A 19,948-nucleotide genomic window follows, 5' to 3' on the forward strand; every position below is an offset into this window, starting at 1 on the left:
TCCTGATGGCTTGTGGGACAGAGCATTTCGGTTCTGACAAATGAAATGACGAATATGAGGCCCGGTTATCGGGTGCCGTTTGCCTTCGGCGGTGCTGAGGTTTCCTTCTTTGCGGGTTTGGCAGTCCGTTTCTTCGCGGCCTTGGTTGGTTGGCTCTTGACCGAGTTCGCCGATCGTTTGGAGGGACGCGTCGTCGCCGGTTCACCGTTGTCGGTCACTGCGGCGATGAACCCGCCCGGCGGGGAATTGAGGCCGGCGTCAACAGGTGTCGGTGCCAGCCCAGTATCGACGGGGCCGGGTGGATTGGCAGGCGGGAATGCGCTTGTCGGCAGGTTGTTGGCTTTGCGCCACGCGATGGCGAACTCCATCAACTCCAGCAGCACGTCTCCGGAGTCACGTTTGATGCCATCGGAGAACACGTGCGTCCAGGCGATCTGCTCGTTGATCGGGACAATCTGCTCAAAGGCGTCGGTGTGGCCATCATGTTGGGTGCCGTCGGGTTGTCTGCGGTTCCAGGGACCGCGCTCGGGGTCGTTGACGATTTGGTTGAAGTCACGCGGGTGGCGCGAGTAGGCGAAGCGCCACGGCAGCGGCCAGCCGTTGGCGTCGACACCGGCAGCTGGGTCCTTGATTTCCGGTGCGTTGGGAATGCTGATCTGTCCCGTCTCGGGCGGTCCTGTGAGGGTCAGCAGAGCCGTCCCGATGTCTCGGCATCGGCTCCAGCGTGCGATGCGATCCTCGATTCCGTTGGCACGGCCCGTCACTGAGTTGCGGCCATTGACCGCGACCGATCCGCCTTCGATATCGGCGTTGTCTGCGAAGCTGTTCATGTTGCGGGCCACCGTCCAGTACCAGATGACCCCGATGAATCCGTAGACGTCACTAGCGAGTTGGTCAGGATCGTCGACGAAGAACGTTGGGGAGGGCGCCAGCCCGCGGGTGTGTGCCCAGCGTGACAGCTCGGTGTAGTTAAGCCGACCGGTCACCTGGATGGGCCCGCGGCCGCGGAAGCGCGGCCCGTCGGTGGGTCCGTTACCCAGATCGGGTCGGTTGTTGTACTTCCTGAAGTAGTCGTCGTCGCCGAGTTCGGTCATGTACTTCAGGCCGACCGACTCGTGGCCCACCTGTGCCATCCACATCGCGATGCGGTTGATGGTGGTAGCGGGATCCGCGGTGACGCAGCCACACGCCTGTAGTGCGCTCGTTACGGCGGGCAACAACGCTCGGTACCGGTCGAGGGGGAGGCTGGCGCCCATCGCCTGCGAGAGTGTCTCGGCGCCACCCTGCGCCACTGGGACCTGTGAAGGCTTGGGCGTGATCGTTATCGGGCTGACCGAGGTCGCGGCGGCGTAGGCATAGGCCTTGCGCGGGATCAAGGACGCGGCCTGCTCGATGCTTATCCAGTATCCGAACGGGCGAAAGCCGCTATCGGCGATCCACACCGCGCGCAGGGCGGGGTTGGAGTCGTAACCCATGCAAGCGACATAGTGGAACACTTCACCGCCGTGATAACTGGGATTCACCGACCCTTTCACACCGCGGGGATAGTTGCTCACTGGCGCATCCCAGTTCATGATCACGCCGTACCCGGCGTCGATCGAGCCGACGATGTTGGCCCACAGCGCTTCACGCTGGGCTGCGGTCGGGGGATCGTTGGGCATCTCGACCGATGTGTAGCGGGCGTTGGGCAGCCGCCTGTCGAGGGCAGCCTCGATCATCTGAACACAGTTGGTGCCGCTTCTGGTGGTGCCGATCTCGTTGCAGAGGACGTGCTCGGCGACGTTGATGCCCAACGAGTTGAGTACGACTTGCGTTGCCGCAGGACCACAGTCGTAATACGTGTCCTGCGGCACGATCGCGTGGTCATAGGACAGCACCTTCTCGGTGACGGCGACTCGGGCAGCGGGCGCGCCGATGAAGCCCGGGTCGCGACCGCACAGTTCAATCAGCGTATGCAGGTCTCCGTCGAACTTGTCGACACAGCAGGACTCCTGTCGTCCCACCTTTCCGTTGGAGGCGAACTGCAGGATCCGCGGCTTCCGGCCTGACATGAGGCTCCAGCCGGCGGCGCAGTCCGTCACGCCTTGGTACTGCTCCTTAAACGCCCGGGCGGCACCGGATCCGCGATAATCACTGCCCCAGACGTCATAACCGGCGTCCAGGCTGTTCTGGTACACCGATCGCGGAGCGTAGACGATCACATAGCCTGTCGTGCCCTGTGTCGCCATTCTGCGTCGCACCGCCTGCACTGCTTGCCCGATCTCTTCGGGGGTAGGTGGGCGCGGAACGTTTTCCTTCTCGGCATCGATCTGCCAGATCCACGGCACGGTTTTCCACCAGGGTGTCTGTTCGTCGACATAGTCCATCCAGAACTTCACCTGGGCCTCGATGTCACCGGGCTTCAGATAGTGGTAGGTGCCCAGTACGGGGATGGCTGCGGCCCGGGCACGATCGAGCGCATCCTTGTAGTGGCTGTCCTTCCAGTCGCCTCCTTCGGTTGCCTTGTGGGTGAAAAACGAGATGCCGTCACCCTGGGCGGCGACCAAGTCCATGGGGCCGCGCTCCCAATCGAGATTCGATGCGTCCCAGCCCCACACCGGAGCGGTGTTGGCTATGCCGACCAGGTCGGCAGGTTCCCCCGGCGCGGGGCTAACCGGCGCAACATCTTGCGGGATATCAGCGGCCGCAATCGCCGGCTGTTCACCAGCCGGCCGTTCGAGGTCTTGGAGCAGGTCCGCGGAGGTTGCCCAATGGACGTGGTCGTAATGGTCGATCGCCTCGGGCCCGCCGTAGATACCGCCGCCGGGGTACCGCTTCTGATTCTTGACGTAGAAACCGCCGCCGTCAGCCGTTCGGCTTGAATGAATCAGCTCCACTGTGTGGTCGGAGTAGTTGTCGTACAGCCATTTCGCGAAGTCGCGCCTCTTTTCCTTGTCGGCAGCAGTGACGTCGAGCGCTGCGGTGGGCGAGCCCAGGTAGTGGAGGCCATAGTGGTGCGACAGGGCTCCGTGAGCGCCGTCCTTGCCGCTGGCTATGGAGATCTCGCCGGCTTTGGGATAGCGCTCAAGGAATTTCGCCATTCTGTCGCCGAGGACGTCGGTCAGTACACCTGGATCACGCCGAACAGCGGTCATATTCTTGCCACCTCGATTCGGCCACCGGGCGTCTCGTGCGGGGAGTTCGCGCGATTTCGCCACTGTGGCGGCAGTCCTGGCTTAGGTTGTCCGGCGCCGTTGAGTGGCGCCAGATGATGCGTGGGGTGTGCGCCCACCGCGACGGTCGGCATCGGTTGTGATTCATCGTCCTGCCTTGTTGTCCGGCAGTCCCCAATTTGCGGCGTCACCACAATGGCAGATCCGTTACTGCAGGGTGAAGGGACCTAATGCCCCAATGCTTCGGCCTCGATCCTCAGGATCGCAGTCTCGGATTGCGCATGTCTCCTTGATGACCGACTACGAGCGCCGGGCTGGCTGCCAGGCCGAGGTCGCAGACAGCGATGCCGGTCGGATGAACTCGGCTGTGAGCCGCAAAGAGAACCCACCTTTGCCGCGATCTGCCGTCATGGCCAAGCGAGGCCTGTGGGCTTCGGCGACCTCGATCGCCGTCGGGTTGCCCCGTGGTCGTACGCTACGAGAAGCTTCGTTGCTGGCATCCGAGTAGCGAACTTCCCGTGCTGCGGCCGTTGGTTGGTGTGCGGCGTTCGTCGCGACCGACGGAACGCTCGGTGTCCCGGCCGTTCGTCGGGAGCAAAGAAAGTAGTTCGTCAGCCCGGCGCTCATCGGCGGGATCTGTGTGCCGCACATGCGGAGAGAACGCCGGGCACCCGGGCCGCCGCAGCCCTCTGCAGCTGGGGACAACGCGGTGAGCCGTTCGCCCAACAGACGGGCAACCGCAGGGCTATCGTTCGTCCCTGAAGGGCACCGAAAGGTCTGGGCTCATGCGGCCGATCGATCAACGGAGGTGGCTATGGCCCCAGCGCCGTACAGTTTCGGTCATCTGATCGACACCGGACTCGCCGGGCGCCTCGCCGGTCAGCGCATTGGAGACCGGCGGTGACTGGCGCGGCAGCGAACATTCCGTGGAAGACGCTACCTAGCGAACTCGGCGATGTGCCGTTCTACGTCATCGAATTCGACAAGAACGGCAATTGCACTTCGCCGGACGCGCTCGAGCACCTCATCGGCACGAGCGCGAGCAAGACTGATGTGATCTTGTTCTCGCACGGCTGGAACAACGACTGGAACGCCGCGACGAGTCGTTACGACCGATTCATTGATCGGTTCATCGCCATCCGACACCAACGGTGGCGCCCCCCGACGCGTGCTTTCGCGCCCGTCTTGGTCGGGGTGTTCTGGCCGAGCGCGGCGCTGGTGGCCCCCTGGGAGCAAGGCCCGGATATTGCTGCCGCGTTGCTGCCCGATGCGGATGTCGCTGTGCTGGCCGACGCCTTGCCGCCCGACCAGAAGGACGCCTTCCTCGCCCTGGTGGCCAACCCCAGCGCCGACGACGTCAACCAACTGGCGAGAATGTTGGCACCCGTTGTGTCGCAATGTATCAACGAGGTCGACTCCGACGAGGCTCCCGTCACCGCGGAGGACGTTCTCGCGGTGTGGAACACAGTGGCAACCGCGCAAGCGCCGTCCTCAACGGGGCTCGATGGTGGTTTCATCGATGACGGAGGCGCATCGGCGGGAGGTGCGCCGGCCGCGGCAGGCTGGAATCCGATCCAGCTCATCCGTGACGGAATCCGAGCTACCACCGTGCTGCTGATGAAGGACCGGGCCGGCCGGGTAGGGGGCAACGGGGTTTCCCGAATGCTGCATCGGCTGGCTGACACCTCGGAGGCCAGAATTTCCCTCGTTGGGCACTCTTACGGCTGCAAAGTCGTGCTATCGGCACTGTGCAATGGGCCGGCTGCGAGCCGTGTCGTCGACTCGGCGCTGTTGCTGGAACCGGCGCTGTCCTGTTTTGCCTTCACCGACAACGTCGACGGGCATGCCGGTGGCTACCATTCGGCGTTGGAGCGGGTGCGTCAACCCATCATCACCACCTACTCGGCCAACGATGTGCCGCTGACCAAGTTCTTCCATCTTGCGGTTCGCCGAAACTCCGACCTCGCAGAGGCCGTCATCGCCGGGCAGCCGCCTTCGAAGTTCGCGGCGATGGGCGGCTACGGCCCCGCCGGCGTCGACACGGATTGGATCGACATGCCAGCCGTTGGAGATCCATACCCGCTGTCCACCGATTTGCGGGTCATCGCCGTCAATGGAACGCGCTACATCGCCAGCCACGGGGCTGTCGAGACACCCGAGACCGCGTGGGCGTTGCTCAGCCAGATACGAGCCTGACGATGGCAATGCAGATCCGCTCGGAATTCGAGCTGCCGACCCTGCAGATCTTGCTCGACCCGCAGCGGACGAACTTCTCCGAGGCGGTGTTTCGGGTGCTGCTCGGTACACAGACACCCGATGAGGTTGCCCGGTGCAGCCTTGGCGACCTAGGCTTGCCGGCCGCAATGACCGGCCTGAACCCGGTAGACGATCACAATCTGTCGATACCGGCGGAAGTCGTCGAGGCACTGCAGCGGGCGGCTGGAACACTGGGACGGTCGCCGTTGCCGCCGCAAGACGCCCTGTGGTTGGAGTTCCCCAGTCCGCGTGGATCGCTCTACATCATGCCGTGGGAACGCATTCTGGCCCCGCTTGGCCGGCCCTTGATTCGGCTGCCCAACCACCTCGTGCGCCCGCAGGCTCCCGGTGACGCGCTCGAAGTGGCGATTTGTGCGACCACGTCGCAGGAGTCCTCGACACTCAAGAAGCTGCCCGACATCCTCGACCACCTGGTGGCCCAATATCTGCAGCACGCCGCTTCCCGTGCCGTCACCGTGCACATCTTCACCGACCCCTCCTGGTTCGGCGCAGTCCAAAAGAGGCTCGACGCCTACGGGGACTCGGTTGTGCTTCATGATCCGGCTGGCGCCGTCGGCTACGACCCCCGGTCGAATGTGTCCAATACTGGCTCCGCCGTGCAAATTTCGAGCCCGTGGCTGCTGTGGATGCGTGACAATCTCGGCACCAGGCCGTTCGACTGGGTGCATTTCGTGGGCCCGGGGTATCTGGCCGGGGACCGGGGAGCACTTGCTGTGGCGACCTCACCGGTGGTCGGCCAGACCAAACAGGGCTCTCGGTCGATCGGCCCGGGTGAGCTCAATACATTCTTGTCCCAGGTGGGCGCTTGGGGACTGGGACTGAGCGGGCCGCTGGGTGGTTCCGCCGACGTGGGTTTGCGTGAACTGGCCGACGCGGTCACATTGATGCGTCCATGCGTGACGATCGAGCATTGCCTGGATGTTGACCCTGCGAGTGCTGACTTCGGGACGTTGCTCGAGACGGTTTTTCGGCCCGGAAGCGCACTGAACCATCCCGTGCCGGCCGTGACATGCTGGGCGCACCCCCAGTTTGTGCAGTATCCCGACGACTACCGCTACGACCTCGGGCTCAACACCGACGGCAGCTCAGCTTTCGTCAGCGAACTGACGAAAGCAGCTTTGGCACAAAGTGATACGCCCACCTGGATTGCCTCGGCTTCCCGTGTCATGGAATCACAGCAGATGCGGTGGCTGCCAAACTCGGCCGATGTCGCTGCGGACCCGGCAGCAGTCACCGCGTTGCAGAATGTCGCCGACCTCATCGAGCGCCACGTCGGCCAAACCTTTCCACAGCGACTGGCCGACGGTGGTGAACCGTGAATCGCATCGTCATTCAGCTAGGCACGACGATCGCCCCCGATGGCAGCCCATTCGTGTCGCTGTCCTTGGAGGAACCACATGTCTTCGGTAGTCCGACAATCGCTTTCACCTGCGCCGTCGATGATCCCGCATTTCAGGCGTTAAGCGCCGCACAGCTCGACGTCGACTCGGTCAAGCGCGCTGGCGAGCACCTCTTTGATGCGCTGCGTAAACACCCCGTCATCGGCGAGTACCTTCAGACGGCCCTGCAGACGCGTGCCGGAAGCCGCTGTCCGCTGCTCGTCGAGATCACCGCGCCCGCCTGTGCCGAAGCGCTTCCGTGGGAAGCGTTGTGCTCGCCGACGGGCGACTTCTTCGGCCTTGATGAACGGTGGTCGCTGGCCAGGACGGTGGAACCCCAGACTCCCGGTGCCCCGTTCTATCGGCTTTCCCCACCCGTACGTATCGCAGCGGTGCTGTCGTGCCTGGGCATTTCGGCGGCCGGAGAGCTCAAGGCCCTGCGCGCCGCGGTGCGTGCGGCCGGCCCGCAGCACGTGGAGTTGCTCATAGTGGCCAGTGAAGAAGAGTTGGTCGTCGATCTTCAGGCGGAGATTGACTCCGGGTCGGCTCCAGAGGTTGCCCGGGTGTCGCTCATCGCGACCGACCTAGGGGCGCTGCAGGCGCTGATCGGCGAGTTTCGACCCCATCTGCTGCACTTCTTCTGCCACGGCTCCCAGCAAGGCACTCCTCATATCGCGCTTGCGTTGAAAGAGGATTGGGAAAAGCTCGGTCCGGCGAGCAGCGGGCTGCTCGCCGAGGCACGAGACTTTCGCGGCTTCACCCAGCCTACCGACGACCTACCGTGGCTGTTGGTACTCAACTGCTGTGAGGGAGCAGGTGTGGACGCCGGTGCCGATTCGCAGTCGCTGGCCCTGTCGTTGGCGCTGGAGGGTATCGCGCCTGCAGTGGTTGGCATGCGCGAAGCCGTTGTCAGTGACACCGCGAACCTGCTGACCCGAAATCTGTACTCGAAGCTGCTGGCGGATCTGGTTGCGCGCATTGCGGCTGTGGACGGGTCGCCGGAACCGCTGGACTGGCCTTCGTTGTTGGTCGGTGTCCGAGAGGCACTGATCCGAACGCCGGGTGTGCTGCCCAGCCAGGCGGCCGCAGGCACCAAGGAATGGACTTTGCCAGTGGTCTACGTCAGACCCGAGGAGTTCAGCGTCCAAGTCGTCTCCCAGGTCGCGACGGAGACCCCGACGATTCGCGGTATTCCCACCCTGGGAATACCAGACGAGCAACCACCGACGGAGGCCGTCCTCAATGGGACCTCTGCTCGTGCCGCTCGCCTGGAAATCGAAGCGCTGGAGGAACTTCTCGTCACCTTGCCGCCGGAACAAGCCGACGGGCTCAAGGCTGAGGCGAGCCGGCGGATCGCCGAACTCAACGCCCGTTTGAGCGCCGGCTAGCGGAGGGTGCACCATGCCCAACCCGAGTGTCGACACCTCCGAAACCATCGCCATCGACGCCTACACCGGCGATGCACCCGTCGTGGGCCACTTCGCCCGCGAGTATCGCGGATGGGCCCTTGTGCAACCGCGGTACGGGAAGCCCGTCATGCGGCCCCCGGAGTTGGATCTTGCGCAGTGGCGAGATGACCGGGTCGGTTGGGGCCTCATCCTGCCGGACCGCGACGACCGCACAGCGGAACAACTGGCCGGTGCAGGTGATGCCCCGGATCCGATCCAACGCCTGCTCGCCCACCGCAACGGAAAGGTGTTGCGCTACCGGGCCGGAACACAGTTCGGGGACTGGACTTTGCGTGACTATGGCGGCGGTGGCGATCTGTTGAATGCGGCCTCCCCGATGGGGACGGCGGCGCGGCAACTGCCGCAGTACCTCCTCATCTATGCAACACCGCTCGAGGTGCCGTGGCGCATCCAATACGCTCTGAACCCGGTTCGCTTCGTCGGTCGGCTCGATCTGACCGGCGAAGCCCTCGACAATTACGTCGAAGCGTTGCTCAGCGACTGGAACGACTCACAGGCCAGCTATGCGCGTCCGGTCGTCTGGGCGGTTGATCACGGGGGCGGCGACATCACCGCGCTGATGCGTGACGTGGTGGCCGAGCCGGTATATGAGAGACTGCACGGCGACCCAGAGATGACCGGAGCGACATTCGTCGATGGCAGGGCCACCGCGGCGACCGGCGGTCGCCTGCACGATGCGCTTGCCGCCAATCAACCGTCGCTGGTAGTCACTTCCAGCCATGGGATGACGGGCCCGCTGTCTGACCTTGCGACGATGCATGCGAACTTGGGCCTTCCAGTCGATGCGAGCCACCAGATAATCGCTGCAGCAACGCTTCTCGATGGATGGCGACCGGACGGAGCTATCTGGTTCGCACAAGCATGCTGTTCTGCTGGCTCTGATTGTCCCACCGCCTACACGGGTCTCTTCGAGTCTGGCTCGTTGCTGGATCAGACGCTGACCGGTATCGCGCAGGCCGGCGCATCGATCGCCCCCCTTCCACGCGCTCTACTCGGCTGCGACAAGCCGCTCCGGGCATTCGTCGGGCACGTCGAACCGACGTTCAGCTGGACGTTGAGCTTCCCGCCGAACCGGCAGGCGCTGTCGGCCGACCTGACGAGGGCGCTCCATGACGGAGTGTGTTCGGGCAAGCCGGTCGGGCTGGCCATGAGCGCGTACTACCCTGCTATCGGGTCGCTGCTGGTGAGCTACACGGCCGCGCGCGAGGACTATAACGGTCTGGTCGGTGCCGAGGCCAAACCGAGTCTGGACATGCTGGTCTACAGTCGGGTCACCGCCCACGATCGGGCGAGCACCGTGATCCTGGGGGATCCAACCGCTGCGATTCCCTTGCCCCAGCGCTGAGGTACTGGTGCACTATGCAACACGTCAACGGGTTCCGGTCTACGGCGGAGAAACACACGGAGATCGCCTCACGCACTCAGGCCGGTGGGCGGCGGACGTGGTCGCTGATCCGGGACCACCGACCGCGTCGTCGGGCTGCCGCGCTCGATGGATGAAAACCGTTGTCATGCAGAACTATGAGAGGAAAACAGATATGTATGAGGCCATTCGGGATCAGAAATGAAAACCACGCTCATATGGGCGCCAGGCACTTGGGAGGCCGAGGTCGCCGAGAGTCGGGGGGAGCATCCGGCTGAGGACAACGGCTTCGGCCTTGGCCTGTGGCTCGTCGACTGGCGTTTCGAGGGCAGGCTCGACCCTGCCCGTTGGAGCTACAGATTCCTATGTCCTCCGGGCTATAAGGGGTCCTTCGGGTTCATCGACGGCGACGGTCAGAATCCCGAGGCATCGCTCCTGAATCCATCGTATGAGGAATCAGTAAGCGCTGGCGTGGATTACGCTATCGGTGTTATCAAGCGCACGCCAGGTCCACTGGTGCTTGGCGGCTATTCGCAAGGGGCGGACTTGGCCTCGCGTCTCGTAGAGGAGTTCACGTCCGGCCGTCTCGTTGATCGCCGGGGAGATCTCGATGCCGTCGTGACGTTCGGCAATCCACGACGTGCCCAGGGACGCGAGATCGAAGGGCAGCCGGCGCTGGAGTTCGCGGGGATCGGCGGCGGCATAGAAGTGCGGGGCGTGCTGTGGTACGACTACTGCTTCCCTGCCGATATGTACGGAAACGCGAACCCGAACAGTTTTCTGCATGCCGGATATGAGCTGTTCACTCCGGCCCAGCTTCATAATCCGTGGGACTACGCCAAGTTGCTGCAGGATTACATCACCGACGGTCGTCTGTACAGCGAACTCGGCATCAAGCCAGACGACTGGATCTGGAAGATCACGCACCCCATCGAGGCGTTCAAGTTGGCTGGCAAGGTCGCCAACACGATAGTCGCACTGGGGGCTTTCGCCACGACGGGGGCGCACGGCCACTACAGCGACCAGCCGTTATGGGACGGGGGCGAGGTCCCGGTCTTTCATGCAATACACGCGCTCAATCAGTTGGCGGTAGCACGTGTTCTCTGATCACTGGCAGGTTCGGGCGGCGCTGCGGTAATTGCTGATTCGTGCAGCGCGGATCCGCGTGGCGATTACCGGTTCGCCCAACGATCCACTGATGCGTTCTTGTTCTCGGTGGGGTTGTCAGCGTGTCGCGATTGCAGGCATGGTCATTTTGGCCACCGCTGCCGTGATTGCAGGAGTGGCATATGCCATTTGGGGTCGCAGCGATGGTGATCAACTTTTCCGGGGCTATATATTGCCGCCCATTGAAGGTGTGACCGGTGTAGATGTACGCGCCGAGCCAAGATTGTCGTCGCCGCAAGTTGGAAGCATTCCCGTCAACACTCCTGTGTATATCGTCTGCGTCGCAATTGGCGACTGGGTGGAGGGACCGGGGCCGAAAGGATAGCCGCGGCTGAGCACTCCGATATGGGACAAGGTTCGCACGGAGCTCAGTGGTCGGGATCTCGGATTTGTGCCCGACGTTTGGGTGAATACCGGCGGGACACAAGCGCGTGGGCCCTATTGCTAGCCGCGCGTCCGTTGTTGAGTCGTCGCCGAACGGCCGTCGCAGAGGAGCCGTGACGACCACACAATCCGCCGTGCCTGCTCCTGCTGATCCTGTCACCAAAGTTGCTCGAGAGTTGTCCTCATGGCCAGCACGCCGCGGTTTTGCAGAGCTCCTCGTTAAGGTGGCTCAGGCCACCATCCGGTTTGCGATTTGTTTCTGGCGAAGGGCAATTCGAGAACGGAAGTCGTAGCTGCTGATCGTATTGTGGGCGTGGTAGGGCAGCTTGGCCGGTACCGAGTCGAGGTCGACGATCTCGGCAATCGGGCCGTCGGCTTCGGTGAGTTCGCGTGCAGTCCGCTGCCAGCGGAACTGTAGATAGCCGCGTCGATGTCCCAGCGTCTCCACCCAGTTGGTAATGCCTGGGTTCTCGTGGGCGACGACGATCCGGATCATGCCATCGGGGTCGACCTGAGCTTGCGCGCCATTCAGTGAGGTCTGGTGATTGATGTAGTCCAACGAGATGTACCACATGCTGCCGAGTTGGAAGCCGAGGTAAGGGGCGTCGGAGGCGGGCAGCGTGATCACCATTGCCTGGCCAGGGGCGAGGTCGAAATGGCCCACGGAGGAGTACTGGGTGGCCAGGCCGCCGGGTGTTATCCGGGGCGCGGTCAGCGTGTTGACCGGAACGTTCAGGTAGTACCAGCGGGGGAATGTGAGCCACGTCTTGATGCGTTGGGTGAGCTGCTTACCTGCTGCCGCGTAGCGGTTTTCGATCAGCGTGGCTGTCAGTGGGCTCGGTGCTGTCCCGGCGCTGTCCGTTCGCGTGATAGCGACGGTGCCGCGTTGAGCCGACCAGTCGTTGTAGACCTCACGAATGACGAGTTGGGCGTCGCTGCGCGGGCTGAAGCGGAACCTGAAACTGCGGTCCGAGGCGATATCAAGTTCGCGGTCATCAAAGGCGAACTCGCTTATCGGCACGTGATTGTCGGAGTACTCGCCGGAGAGCAGTTGAAAACTCACATCGGTGGTGGTGCCCCGGTACCCCGTGATCTCGTACTCGTGGCCCGCCTGTAGCCAGGTGCCGAGGTACAGGGTATCCGGATTGTCCAGGGCCATCTTGGTGAAGGGACCGGTGCCGGTGTGGAGGAACGGATGGTCGCGCTGGTAATCGAAAACGAGGCGCGTGCACGCTGCGATGCAGCCGGCCAGGTACTGCAGACCTTCGAGTAGATCGGTTTCACTCTCCACATGCGGTGCCGTACGAATCAGTTGCTCAGCGGCTGATATCCGATCTGCGTACTCCTGTACATACATGCCGGCCCGCCTATCTGGTCCAATAATGGAACGTAACGGTAGATAGTTCGAATGAACTATCGCAACGCCGGAGAAGGTCTGTCAACAGATTGTCGGGATCTGACTTCGAAACCGTTTCGGCGCGGGCCGACTGACCCAGGTCAATATCGCCAAGCACCTGTGATCATGTTGTGAGGCGATATCGTCGAGGTCATGTCGGTGGTAGAAAAACCGTCCACCCGCGAGGCCAGGCGGCTGCAGACCCGGGAGCGCCTCATGGGCGCCGCCATCGCCGAATTCAAACGGTCCGGTATCGCCGCGGCCGACGTCGGAGCCATCGTCGCCGCCGCGGGCGTCGCGCACGGTACGTTCTTCTTCCACTTCCCGACTAAGGAACACGTGCTGCTGGAGTTGGAGCGCCGCGAAGAGGAACGCATCGCCAAACAATTCACCAGAAGCCTGGCAGGTTCGGAACGCGACCTCGCCTCCACCCTCAATGAAGCCATTCGTCTGGTCATGGGTCTCGAGCGTCGACTCGGCGCCGTTCTCTTCAAAGACTTTCTTGCCCTGCACTTCTCACAAACCAGGCCTGCGGATGAGAGTAAGGAGCATCCGGTTGTCGTCGCGGTCGCGGGCGAGATCGAGCGCCTCCAGCGGCGCGGCGAGGTGGACCCGTCGGTGATTCCGATCAATAGCGCGGTCTTCTTCCTGCTAGGTCTCTACGCATTGCTGACGACCACGCATGACTGGCCGGCCCAGAGCGCGATGATCGACGACTACGTAGCAAGGGCATTGCGCAGTATCGAGTCTCGTTAGCGTTACTGACCAACCCCAGTTTGGCTCAGTGGCTCACCCGCGACGACGCGGTCATACCATGCTACGATCTCGCGTGCCTCGGACTCCGGCTCCTCGAGCGCGATGACATGTCCGCAGTCCATCCGGACGTACTCCCATGGCCCCTGCACCATCGACCGCACGCGAACGACGTCGTCGTCATCGAGCGAGCCGTCCATCGTGAACGAAGAAGTTGGCGTGCAGGAACAAGACCGGTTGAGTGATGCGGGCCAACGTCTCGGCGTGGTCGAACCCCGCGCCGACGGTACCGTCGACGAAGGCGCGGGAGAATGTCCCGTCGAACTGCGATGTGCCGCGCATCATGATGCGCATGCGCCGTGGGAGGAACAGGAAGTCGATCGGCTGGCCTGGGGCGAGCGCCTGCTTGAGCGCGATGAGTCGGGCGACGACGGCCAGCGCGGGTTTCGGCGGAGTCCTGTCGTTCATCACGCCGGCGGCCTGTTGAAGGGTGGGGATCAGATGCTCGCGGAAGAAGTAGGCGTAACCGCCGCCGCCGGCGGCGGCGACCCGGCTGAACGCGAGCCAGGTGTCATACACCGCGGTTCCCTTTGACGTTCGGACAGTCGCACCGGAACAGCGGCGGATCCTCCAGGACGATTGCCACGACGTGCTCAGTGGCGTTGGCGGCCAGCCCGGCGGTCAGGACACCGCCGGACGAATTGCCCGCCACGACGGCAGGATGGCCCACGACGTCGCGCAGGAACACGGTGACGTCCTCCCCCAACTGATTGAAGGTGTATGCACCCGGCGTCCAACTCGACCGGCCGTGCCCGCGCAGCGTGACGGCATACACCTGAAACCGGTTGGCCAGCAACGGCATGATCAGCGTGTACTCTTCCCACGTCACCGACTGCCCATGGATGAAGACCAGCGGCGGACCGCCCGGGGGCCGACGACATAGTTCAAGATCACGTCGCCGGTGTGAAAGTACCTCTCCGCGAAACCGAGTCTGGCAAGCGACTTGTCCATCGTCTCAATCCTTCCACTGCGGCGGACTTGATCGGAAACGGCCGGCGCATGTCCCCGTCGAACCTTAGAGTCGATACGCAGAGTGTCCAGGTGCATCCCGGGGGGCGACGGTGAGTGGATGGATCGTCAGCAACATTCCGCCGGGCCTGCTTCTCGTCGGACTGATCGTCGTTGTCGCCGGGGGAGCGATGCTCCTGGTCAAATGGGTTCGGCGCCGGTTCCCCGCCCTGACCCGTGACGAACACAACGACGTCACCAAGTTCACCTACAGCTTCATCGGTTTCATCTACGCCTTCTTCATCGGTTTCGTCGTCTCCTCGATGTGGGGGCAGATCAACACCGCCGACGGAAATGCCCGGGCCGAGGGTGCGGCGGCTGCCGAAATGGCGACCAATCTGGATGTTTTCACCCACGCCGACGCCGATCGCATCCGGGCGAGTCTGCTCGGCTACGAGAAAGCTGCGATCGCGGAATGGGACAGCGGCCGCGGCACCCGGTCGCCGGAGGCCGACGCGGCGCTGGCCAAATTGTCCGCGGCCTACCATCAGGTCAGCGCCACGACCGACTCTCAGAAGAGCGTTCTGTCGACGTCCTACGCCAATCTGGACAAGATAAGTCAGGCACGCACCGTCCGCCTGCTGACCGTTCGCGAAGACGCCGGGCCGCCCTGGCCGTTGTGGGCGGTCATTTTCCTGACCAGCTCCATGGTCTTGGGCACCGTCGTCATCTACGGGGTGGAGAAGTCCGGGATGCACTACCCGATGGTGGCCATCGTCGGCCTGATCGTCGCGACCAATCTGTTCCTCATACTCGAGCTGTCGCACCCATTCGTCGGGGGGATCGCGACAACGTCGGATCCGCTGCGCGAGGTCGTGTCGATCCTCAGCCAGCCGGCTCGGTAGAGGTTCGGGGGGCGAGCGCCGGTCCAACCCAGCGGTGGAGATAGGCCCGCAGTTCGGCGCCTTCGCGAGGCGGTTCCGGCGGGGCGATGACCATCGACTGGATCATCCGCAACAGGAACTCGATCAACTCGTCGATCACGCGGTCGTCGAAGCCGAGATGGTCCCAGTCGATCTGGGCCCGATGCAGGACCACCCGGCAGCGGGCGATCACGTCACCGGTCAACATCGACCGGCTGAACATGTTGGAGCGGTCATTGGCCAGCAGCAGGGCCAGCTGAGGCTCCTGCGGTAGCCGCTCGATGATGTAGGCGACAACCTCGACGAGCTGGCTGGCGACGTCCAGGTCCGCGACGACCCGATCGATCTGGGCGACGAAGCTCGTGAGTGCCTCCTCCGCGGCAGCGGTGAACAACTCGTCGGTTCCGCTGAAGTAGCGGTAGACGGTGCGGCGGGTAATGCCCAGGGCATCCGCGATATCCGACACGGTGGTCTGCGCGGCGCCGCGACGGTCGACGAGACGCAACGCGGTGTCGATGATTCGCTTACGCGCCTCCGCGTCGTCGGCGGGTGGCGCACCGCCCCAACCTTTTCGCGCCATCAGCCTTGACTCTTCCCTCTGGTTGCTTCAAGAATACACACATGACACACGCATGAGCATTGTGTGTAATAGCGATGGCGGAGGAACGATGACGGCCCTGCAGGTCCGGCGGCCCAAGTTCGACTTCACCGGCGATGTGCCATGGGAGTGGAACCCGGCCAACCCGCAGTTCTCGTTCTTCATGAACGCGACATCGATCATCGCGGTCTGCTTCGAGCAGATGATCGTGGCCGCCGTCCAAGAGGCCGCGCCGCTGATCACCGATCCCGAGGCGGCAGCCGAGGCGACGGCGTTCCTGCGTCAGGAGGCTCAGCATTCGGCCACTCACCGCAAACACGTGGCCGCGCTGATCCGGCGGTATCCCGGCCTGGCGCAGACCATGGACGCGGCAACGGCCAGTTATGACCACGTCACCAAGACCACTCCGCTGAAGTTCCGGTTGGCCTACATCGCCGACCTTGAAGCCACCTTCACACCGAGTTTCAAGATGATGCTCGACAACGAGGCGACGCTGTTCCGCCCCGGCGATGACCGGGTGGCCTCGCTGCTGATGTGGCATTTCGTCGAAGAGGTCGAACACCGCAGTTCGGCTTTGGTGGTCTATAACGCGGCCATCGGCGACCGCTGGTATCGGATGAGGGCGTTGCCGGGCGTGGTTCGCCACCTCATGGGCGTGATGCGCATCATCGCCGACGGAGTGAACGAGCATGTCCCCGAGGCGGATCGCAAGGTCGACGCCCGCACGCTGCTGCCGACCTTCGGCATGTTGCACACGCTGAGACAGCGGTTCGCGCGAAGGCGGGCGTCGACGCCGAACGCGTTCGCGACGGTTCCCCGCCGCGAGCGTCTCCTCGCGGCTGGCCGGGTGTTGTTGAGCCAGACACCGTTTCATGATCCCGCCGACCAGCCACTGCCGGAGTTCGCCGACCGGTGGTTTGCGCGCTGGAACGCCGGCGCCGATGTGACGCGCTGGTACACCGGTCAACCGGTTGCTTGAGGAGCATGATGGCCGAACAGTGCACTGCCGCCTTCGACGCGATCGCCCGACCCCTCGGTGGCTTCACCTGTCAGAACGCGCCGGCGTTCATCCACCTGCGTAACCCACTGGGGCTGAGCAATTGGACGCTGCCGGTCCTGGAATTGATGATGGTGACCGGCGCCGTCCTCGCGCTGGTGTACTCGATCCGCCGCCTGCGTCGGCACGGTGACCCGATCAATCTGGCACTGTGGTGCGCCACCGTGGTCTATCTGTTCGCGATCGAGATCCCGCTGTACTTTCCGAATGTCTTCGGTGTCCAGGACCAACTCGGAGTGGTCTTCGCCCACAACGTCTACACCGTGCAGTTCCTGTTCGACCGGCTGCCGCTCTACATCGTCGCCCTGTATCCGGCCGTCATCACCCTGGCGTACGAAATCGTGCGCAGCCTAGGGGTTTTCCGGGATCGCGGTGTGATCGTCGGCGCCCTTTGCGTCGGGTTCGTGCATCACTGCCTCTACGAGGTTTTCGATCAGCTGGGTCCGCAGCTTCGATGGTGGGCCTGGAACACGGACAACCCGATCAACCACCCGATGTTGGCGTCGGTACCCATGACGAGCGTGTTCATCTTCGCGACCCTCGGTCCGATCGTGGTGACCCTGTTGGTAATGCTGGTGGTGGGCCGCAAAACTGGAGCGTCGGCTCCCACAGGTTGGCCGTTGGCCTGGCGGACGGTGCTCGCGGGTCTGCTCGTGCCGCTCGGGGTGGCGATCCTGAGCATTCCCAGCTCGCTGTTCGGCGGGGCGCAGCCCAACACGATGGCGCAGGCGGTCGTGTTCGCGGCCGAGCTGGTGATCGTGGCCGGGATCGCGGCGCCGGTTCTGGTCCGGCAATGGCTGCACACCCGAGAGGATCTCGAACCCAGCGAATTCGTCCGCGTCTTCGGGCCGCTCTATCTCGGCGTCCTGGCGGCGCTCTGGATCAGCGCGCTCGGTGCGTACTTCGGAGCGACGAACGGCGTGACCGCCGACGGAACCCCAACCGGGAGCCTGGTGTACACGGTGATCTGTTTCGTCGTCGCGGTGCTCGCGGTCGCGGCGTCCGCGCGCAGGGTGGGGGCGCGAATTCCCGCGGCGACGCGCGGGTGAGGGTCAATGCGGTGAGACGGCGAACGCGGGTGCCACGAAACGCTCCAGCGCTCGCCGCTCGTCGCGGATGTCGGCGATGGGCGAGTATGCCAGCGACACCACGACTCGCACGATCCACTGTGCCGCTTGCGGATCGTCGTCGGTGATTCCGGTGAGTTCGGCGGCAAGATGAGCCAGCACGGGCGAGGAGTGCAATTCCTTCACGTCGGGTAGGGTGCCCGCGCTGAACATCAAGCGCCGCAACGGGTCGGATCGAATCTGCTCCAGGGCCACCACAATCGCAACGATCACCCGCTCCGGGCCGGTGAGCCCGTCGACGGCTCGCCGGACCGTGTCGATGATGCCCGCGGCCAGGCGCATCAGAACGGCGTCACGTATTTGGGCCTTGCCTCCGGCGTGGCGGTACACGGTCGCCCGCGAGCAATGGACCTTCGCGGCCACGGTGTCGATGTCGAAGGCATCCAGGCCCTCCTGGATGACGAGTTCGGTCGCGGCGGCGTAGATGCGATCCGCCGCGGCCGCCCGGCGATCGCCACCTACCACCCAGTCGTCGCGGACCATCACTGTCCCCCTCTGCGTCACTGTCATGCCAGCTTCTCAAATTTGACACAAGATACTGGAAGTATGTCCCGATTTCTGCAGGTGAGAGTGATGTGATGAGACGTTGGGGTTGTCAGATGAGCACACCGGGTCGCGACTTTCTCATCCGCGATTGACGTGGCGCCGCCCGGCGGCTCAGCGTAAAGACATGACATCGGCGGAAACCGGCCTCGGGTTGTCCCTGTTCGAGGACCGCTACCTCCAGGACCCGTACCCGCTCTACGAACAGATGCAGCAGACCGGACACCTGCACCGCATCGGCGAATCAACCTTCTACGCGGTGAGTAGCTGGGACGCCGTCAACGAGGTGGTCACCCGCTGCGGTGATTTCTCGTCCAACCTCACCGCCACGATGATGTATCAACCCGGGCAGGAGGTGACCGCGTTCCCGGTCGGTGAACTCGGCGGAGAAATCCAAGCCCTGGCCACCGCCGACGAACCGGCACATGCGGTACACCGGAAGCTCCTGCTGCCGCAACTGGCGGCCAAGCGCATCCGCGCCTTCGAACCGTTCATCGCAGAAACCGCAGTCCGACTGTGGGAGCAGGACGCCAACGCCCTCGGCATCGAATGGATGAGTGTGATGGCCAACCGCCTACCGATGATGATCGTCGGCCGGATCATCGGAGTGCCCGATACCGATATCGACAAGCTCATCCGGTGGGGATACTCGGCCACCCAGGTGGTCGAAGGGCTGGTGACCCCGACCCACATGGCGGACGCCGGCGTCGCGGTAATGGAATTGAGTGCCTACATCACCGAACAATTCGCCCTGGCAACCGCCGAGCCGCGCGACAACCTGCTCGGCGACCTCGCCCGCGCATGTGCGGCCGGAGACGTCAGTGACGTGGCGGCGCTGACGATGATGATCACGCTCTTCAGCGCGGGGGGCGAATCCACCGCCTCGCTGATCGGTTCCGCCGCACACATTCTCGCCACCCACGCCGACGTCGAAGCGCAGATCCGGGACCGGCCGGAGCTGCTTGGGGCGTTTCTCGAAGAGGTCCTGCGTTACGAGCCGCCCTTTCGAGGGCACTATCGCCACGTCGTCAACGACACCGAACTGTGCGGGACCGAACTCGAAGCGGGTTCGCGACTGCTCCTGTTGTGGGGAGCGGCCAATCGAGACCCATCGCACTTCGACGATCCGGGTCGCTTCCGGCTGGACCGGGCGGAGGGCAAGGGCCACATCACATTCGGCAAAGGGGTGCACTTCTGCGTCGGTGCGGCGCTGGCCCGAATGGAGGCCAGAATCGTGATCGGGCAGCTACTCGAACGCACCTCGAGCATCAAGGCCACCGAGATCGGGAAATGGCTGCCGAGTCTACTGGTGCGCCGCCTGGAGCGACTCCAACTCGCCTGTCACTGAGCGC

At 63.7% G+C, this 19,948-nt stretch carries 16 protein-coding genes; 10 read left to right on the forward strand and 6 right to left on the reverse strand.

Features of this window, described 5'->3' with window-relative positions:
- Positions 1–65: 65 nt before the first annotated feature.
- A complete protein-coding gene (locus ORI27_RS12840) occupies positions 66–3,134 on the reverse strand; it encodes a GH25 family lysozyme (RefSeq protein WP_265997246.1) in 3,069 nt (1,022 codons plus the stop codon).
- Between the two features lie 918 nt (positions 3,135–4,052).
- Here ORI27_RS12840 and ORI27_RS12845 point away from each other — a divergent pair.
- The 5 genes from ORI27_RS12845 (at position 4,053) to ORI27_RS12865 (ending at position 10,747) form a co-directional block, all read left to right on the forward strand.
- On the forward strand, positions 4,053–5,348 hold the full coding sequence (locus tag ORI27_RS12845) for a hypothetical protein (RefSeq protein ID WP_265997245.1): 1,296 nt from the start codon (positions 4,053–4,055) through the stop codon (positions 5,346–5,348).
- Positions 5,349–5,350: 2 nt separating this feature from the next.
- Positions 5,351–6,748, forward strand: coding sequence for a hypothetical protein (locus ORI27_RS12850; RefSeq protein ID WP_265997244.1), 1,398 nt, complete (start codon positions 5,351–5,353; stop codon positions 6,746–6,748).
- Positions 6,745–8,196 carry a CHAT domain-containing protein gene (locus ORI27_RS12855; RefSeq protein WP_265997243.1) on the forward strand — a complete coding sequence of 484 codons (1,452 nt, stop codon included), beginning with the start codon at positions 6,745–6,747 and terminating at the stop codon, positions 8,194–8,196. Before ORI27_RS12850 ends, ORI27_RS12855 begins: the two co-directional genes overlap by 4 nt.
- A gap of 13 nt (positions 8,197–8,209) precedes the next feature.
- Positions 8,210–9,622: a hypothetical protein gene (locus tag ORI27_RS12860; RefSeq protein WP_265997242.1), complete on the forward strand. Its 1,413-nt coding sequence runs from the start codon at positions 8,210–8,212 to the stop codon at positions 9,620–9,622.
- Between the two features lie 219 nt (positions 9,623–9,841).
- Positions 9,842–10,747, forward strand: a complete 906-nt coding sequence (locus ORI27_RS12865) for a cutinase family protein (RefSeq protein ID WP_265997241.1) — start codon at positions 9,842–9,844, stop codon at positions 10,745–10,747.
- Positions 10,748–11,420: 673 nt separating this feature from the next.
- On the opposite strand, the gene ORI27_RS12870 is transcribed toward ORI27_RS12865, so the two are convergent.
- Positions 11,421–12,548 (reverse strand): hypothetical protein, encoded by a 1,128-nt coding sequence (locus tag ORI27_RS12870; RefSeq protein ID WP_265997240.1) that lies wholly within the window; start codon positions 12,546–12,548, stop codon positions 11,421–11,423.
- A gap of 192 nt (positions 12,549–12,740) precedes the next feature.
- Here ORI27_RS12870 and ORI27_RS12875 point away from each other — a divergent pair, with 192 nt between their 5' ends.
- A complete protein-coding gene (locus ORI27_RS12875; RefSeq protein WP_265997239.1) occupies positions 12,741–13,343 on the forward strand; it encodes a TetR family transcriptional regulator in 603 nt (200 codons plus the stop codon).
- Between the two features lie 177 nt (positions 13,344–13,520).
- On the opposite strand, the gene ORI27_RS12880 is transcribed toward ORI27_RS12875, so the two are convergent.
- The gene (locus ORI27_RS12880) at positions 13,521–13,919 is read right to left on the reverse strand and encodes a hypothetical protein (RefSeq protein ID WP_265997238.1); all 399 of its coding nucleotides are present in this window, start codon (positions 13,917–13,919) and stop codon (positions 13,521–13,523) included.
- Positions 13,912–14,253 (reverse strand): alpha/beta fold hydrolase, encoded by a 342-nt coding sequence (locus ORI27_RS12885; protein ID WP_265997345.1) that lies wholly within the window; start codon positions 14,251–14,253, stop codon positions 13,912–13,914. Before ORI27_RS12885 ends, ORI27_RS12880 begins: the two co-directional genes overlap by 8 nt.
- Before the next feature lie 208 nt (positions 14,254–14,461).
- Between ORI27_RS12885 and ORI27_RS12890 the strand changes: the two genes are divergently transcribed.
- On the forward strand, positions 14,462–15,253 hold the full coding sequence (locus tag ORI27_RS12890) for a bestrophin-like domain (protein WP_265997237.1): 792 nt from the start codon (positions 14,462–14,464) through the stop codon (positions 15,251–15,253).
- Here ORI27_RS12890 and ORI27_RS12895 read toward each other — a convergent pair.
- A complete protein-coding gene (locus ORI27_RS12895; protein ID WP_265997236.1) occupies positions 15,234–15,851 on the reverse strand; it encodes a TetR/AcrR family transcriptional regulator in 618 nt (205 codons plus the stop codon). The genes ORI27_RS12890 and ORI27_RS12895 overlap by 20 nt on opposite strands.
- Positions 15,852–15,939: 88 nt before the next feature.
- Between ORI27_RS12895 and ORI27_RS12900 the strand changes: the two genes are divergently transcribed.
- Positions 15,940–16,848: a metal-dependent hydrolase gene (locus tag ORI27_RS12900; protein ID WP_265997235.1), complete on the forward strand. Its 909-nt coding sequence runs from the start codon at positions 15,940–15,942 to the stop codon at positions 16,846–16,848.
- An 8-nt stretch (positions 16,849–16,856) separates the two neighbouring features.
- Entirely contained in the window at positions 16,857–17,975 is a 1,119-nt protein-coding gene (locus ORI27_RS12905) for a DUF7802 domain-containing protein (RefSeq protein WP_265997234.1), read from the forward strand.
- Between the two features lie 3 nt (positions 17,976–17,978).
- On the opposite strand, the gene ORI27_RS12910 is transcribed toward ORI27_RS12905, so the two are convergent.
- Positions 17,979–18,536: a TetR/AcrR family transcriptional regulator gene (locus tag ORI27_RS12910; RefSeq protein ID WP_265997344.1), complete on the reverse strand. Its 558-nt coding sequence runs from the start codon at positions 18,534–18,536 to the stop codon at positions 17,979–17,981.
- Positions 18,537–18,723: 187 nt separating this feature from the next.
- Between ORI27_RS12910 and ORI27_RS12915 the strand changes: the two genes are divergently transcribed.
- Positions 18,724–19,944 carry a cytochrome P450 gene (locus tag ORI27_RS12915; protein ID WP_265997233.1) on the forward strand — a complete coding sequence of 407 codons (1,221 nt, stop codon included), beginning with the start codon at positions 18,724–18,726 and terminating at the stop codon, positions 19,942–19,944.
- Positions 19,945–19,948: the final 4 nt, after the last annotated feature.

The organism is Mycobacterium pinniadriaticum (assembly GCF_026242045.1).
In the GTDB taxonomy this organism is placed as follows: Bacteria; Actinomycetota; Actinomycetes; order Mycobacteriales; family Mycobacteriaceae; genus Mycobacterium; species Mycobacterium pinniadriaticum.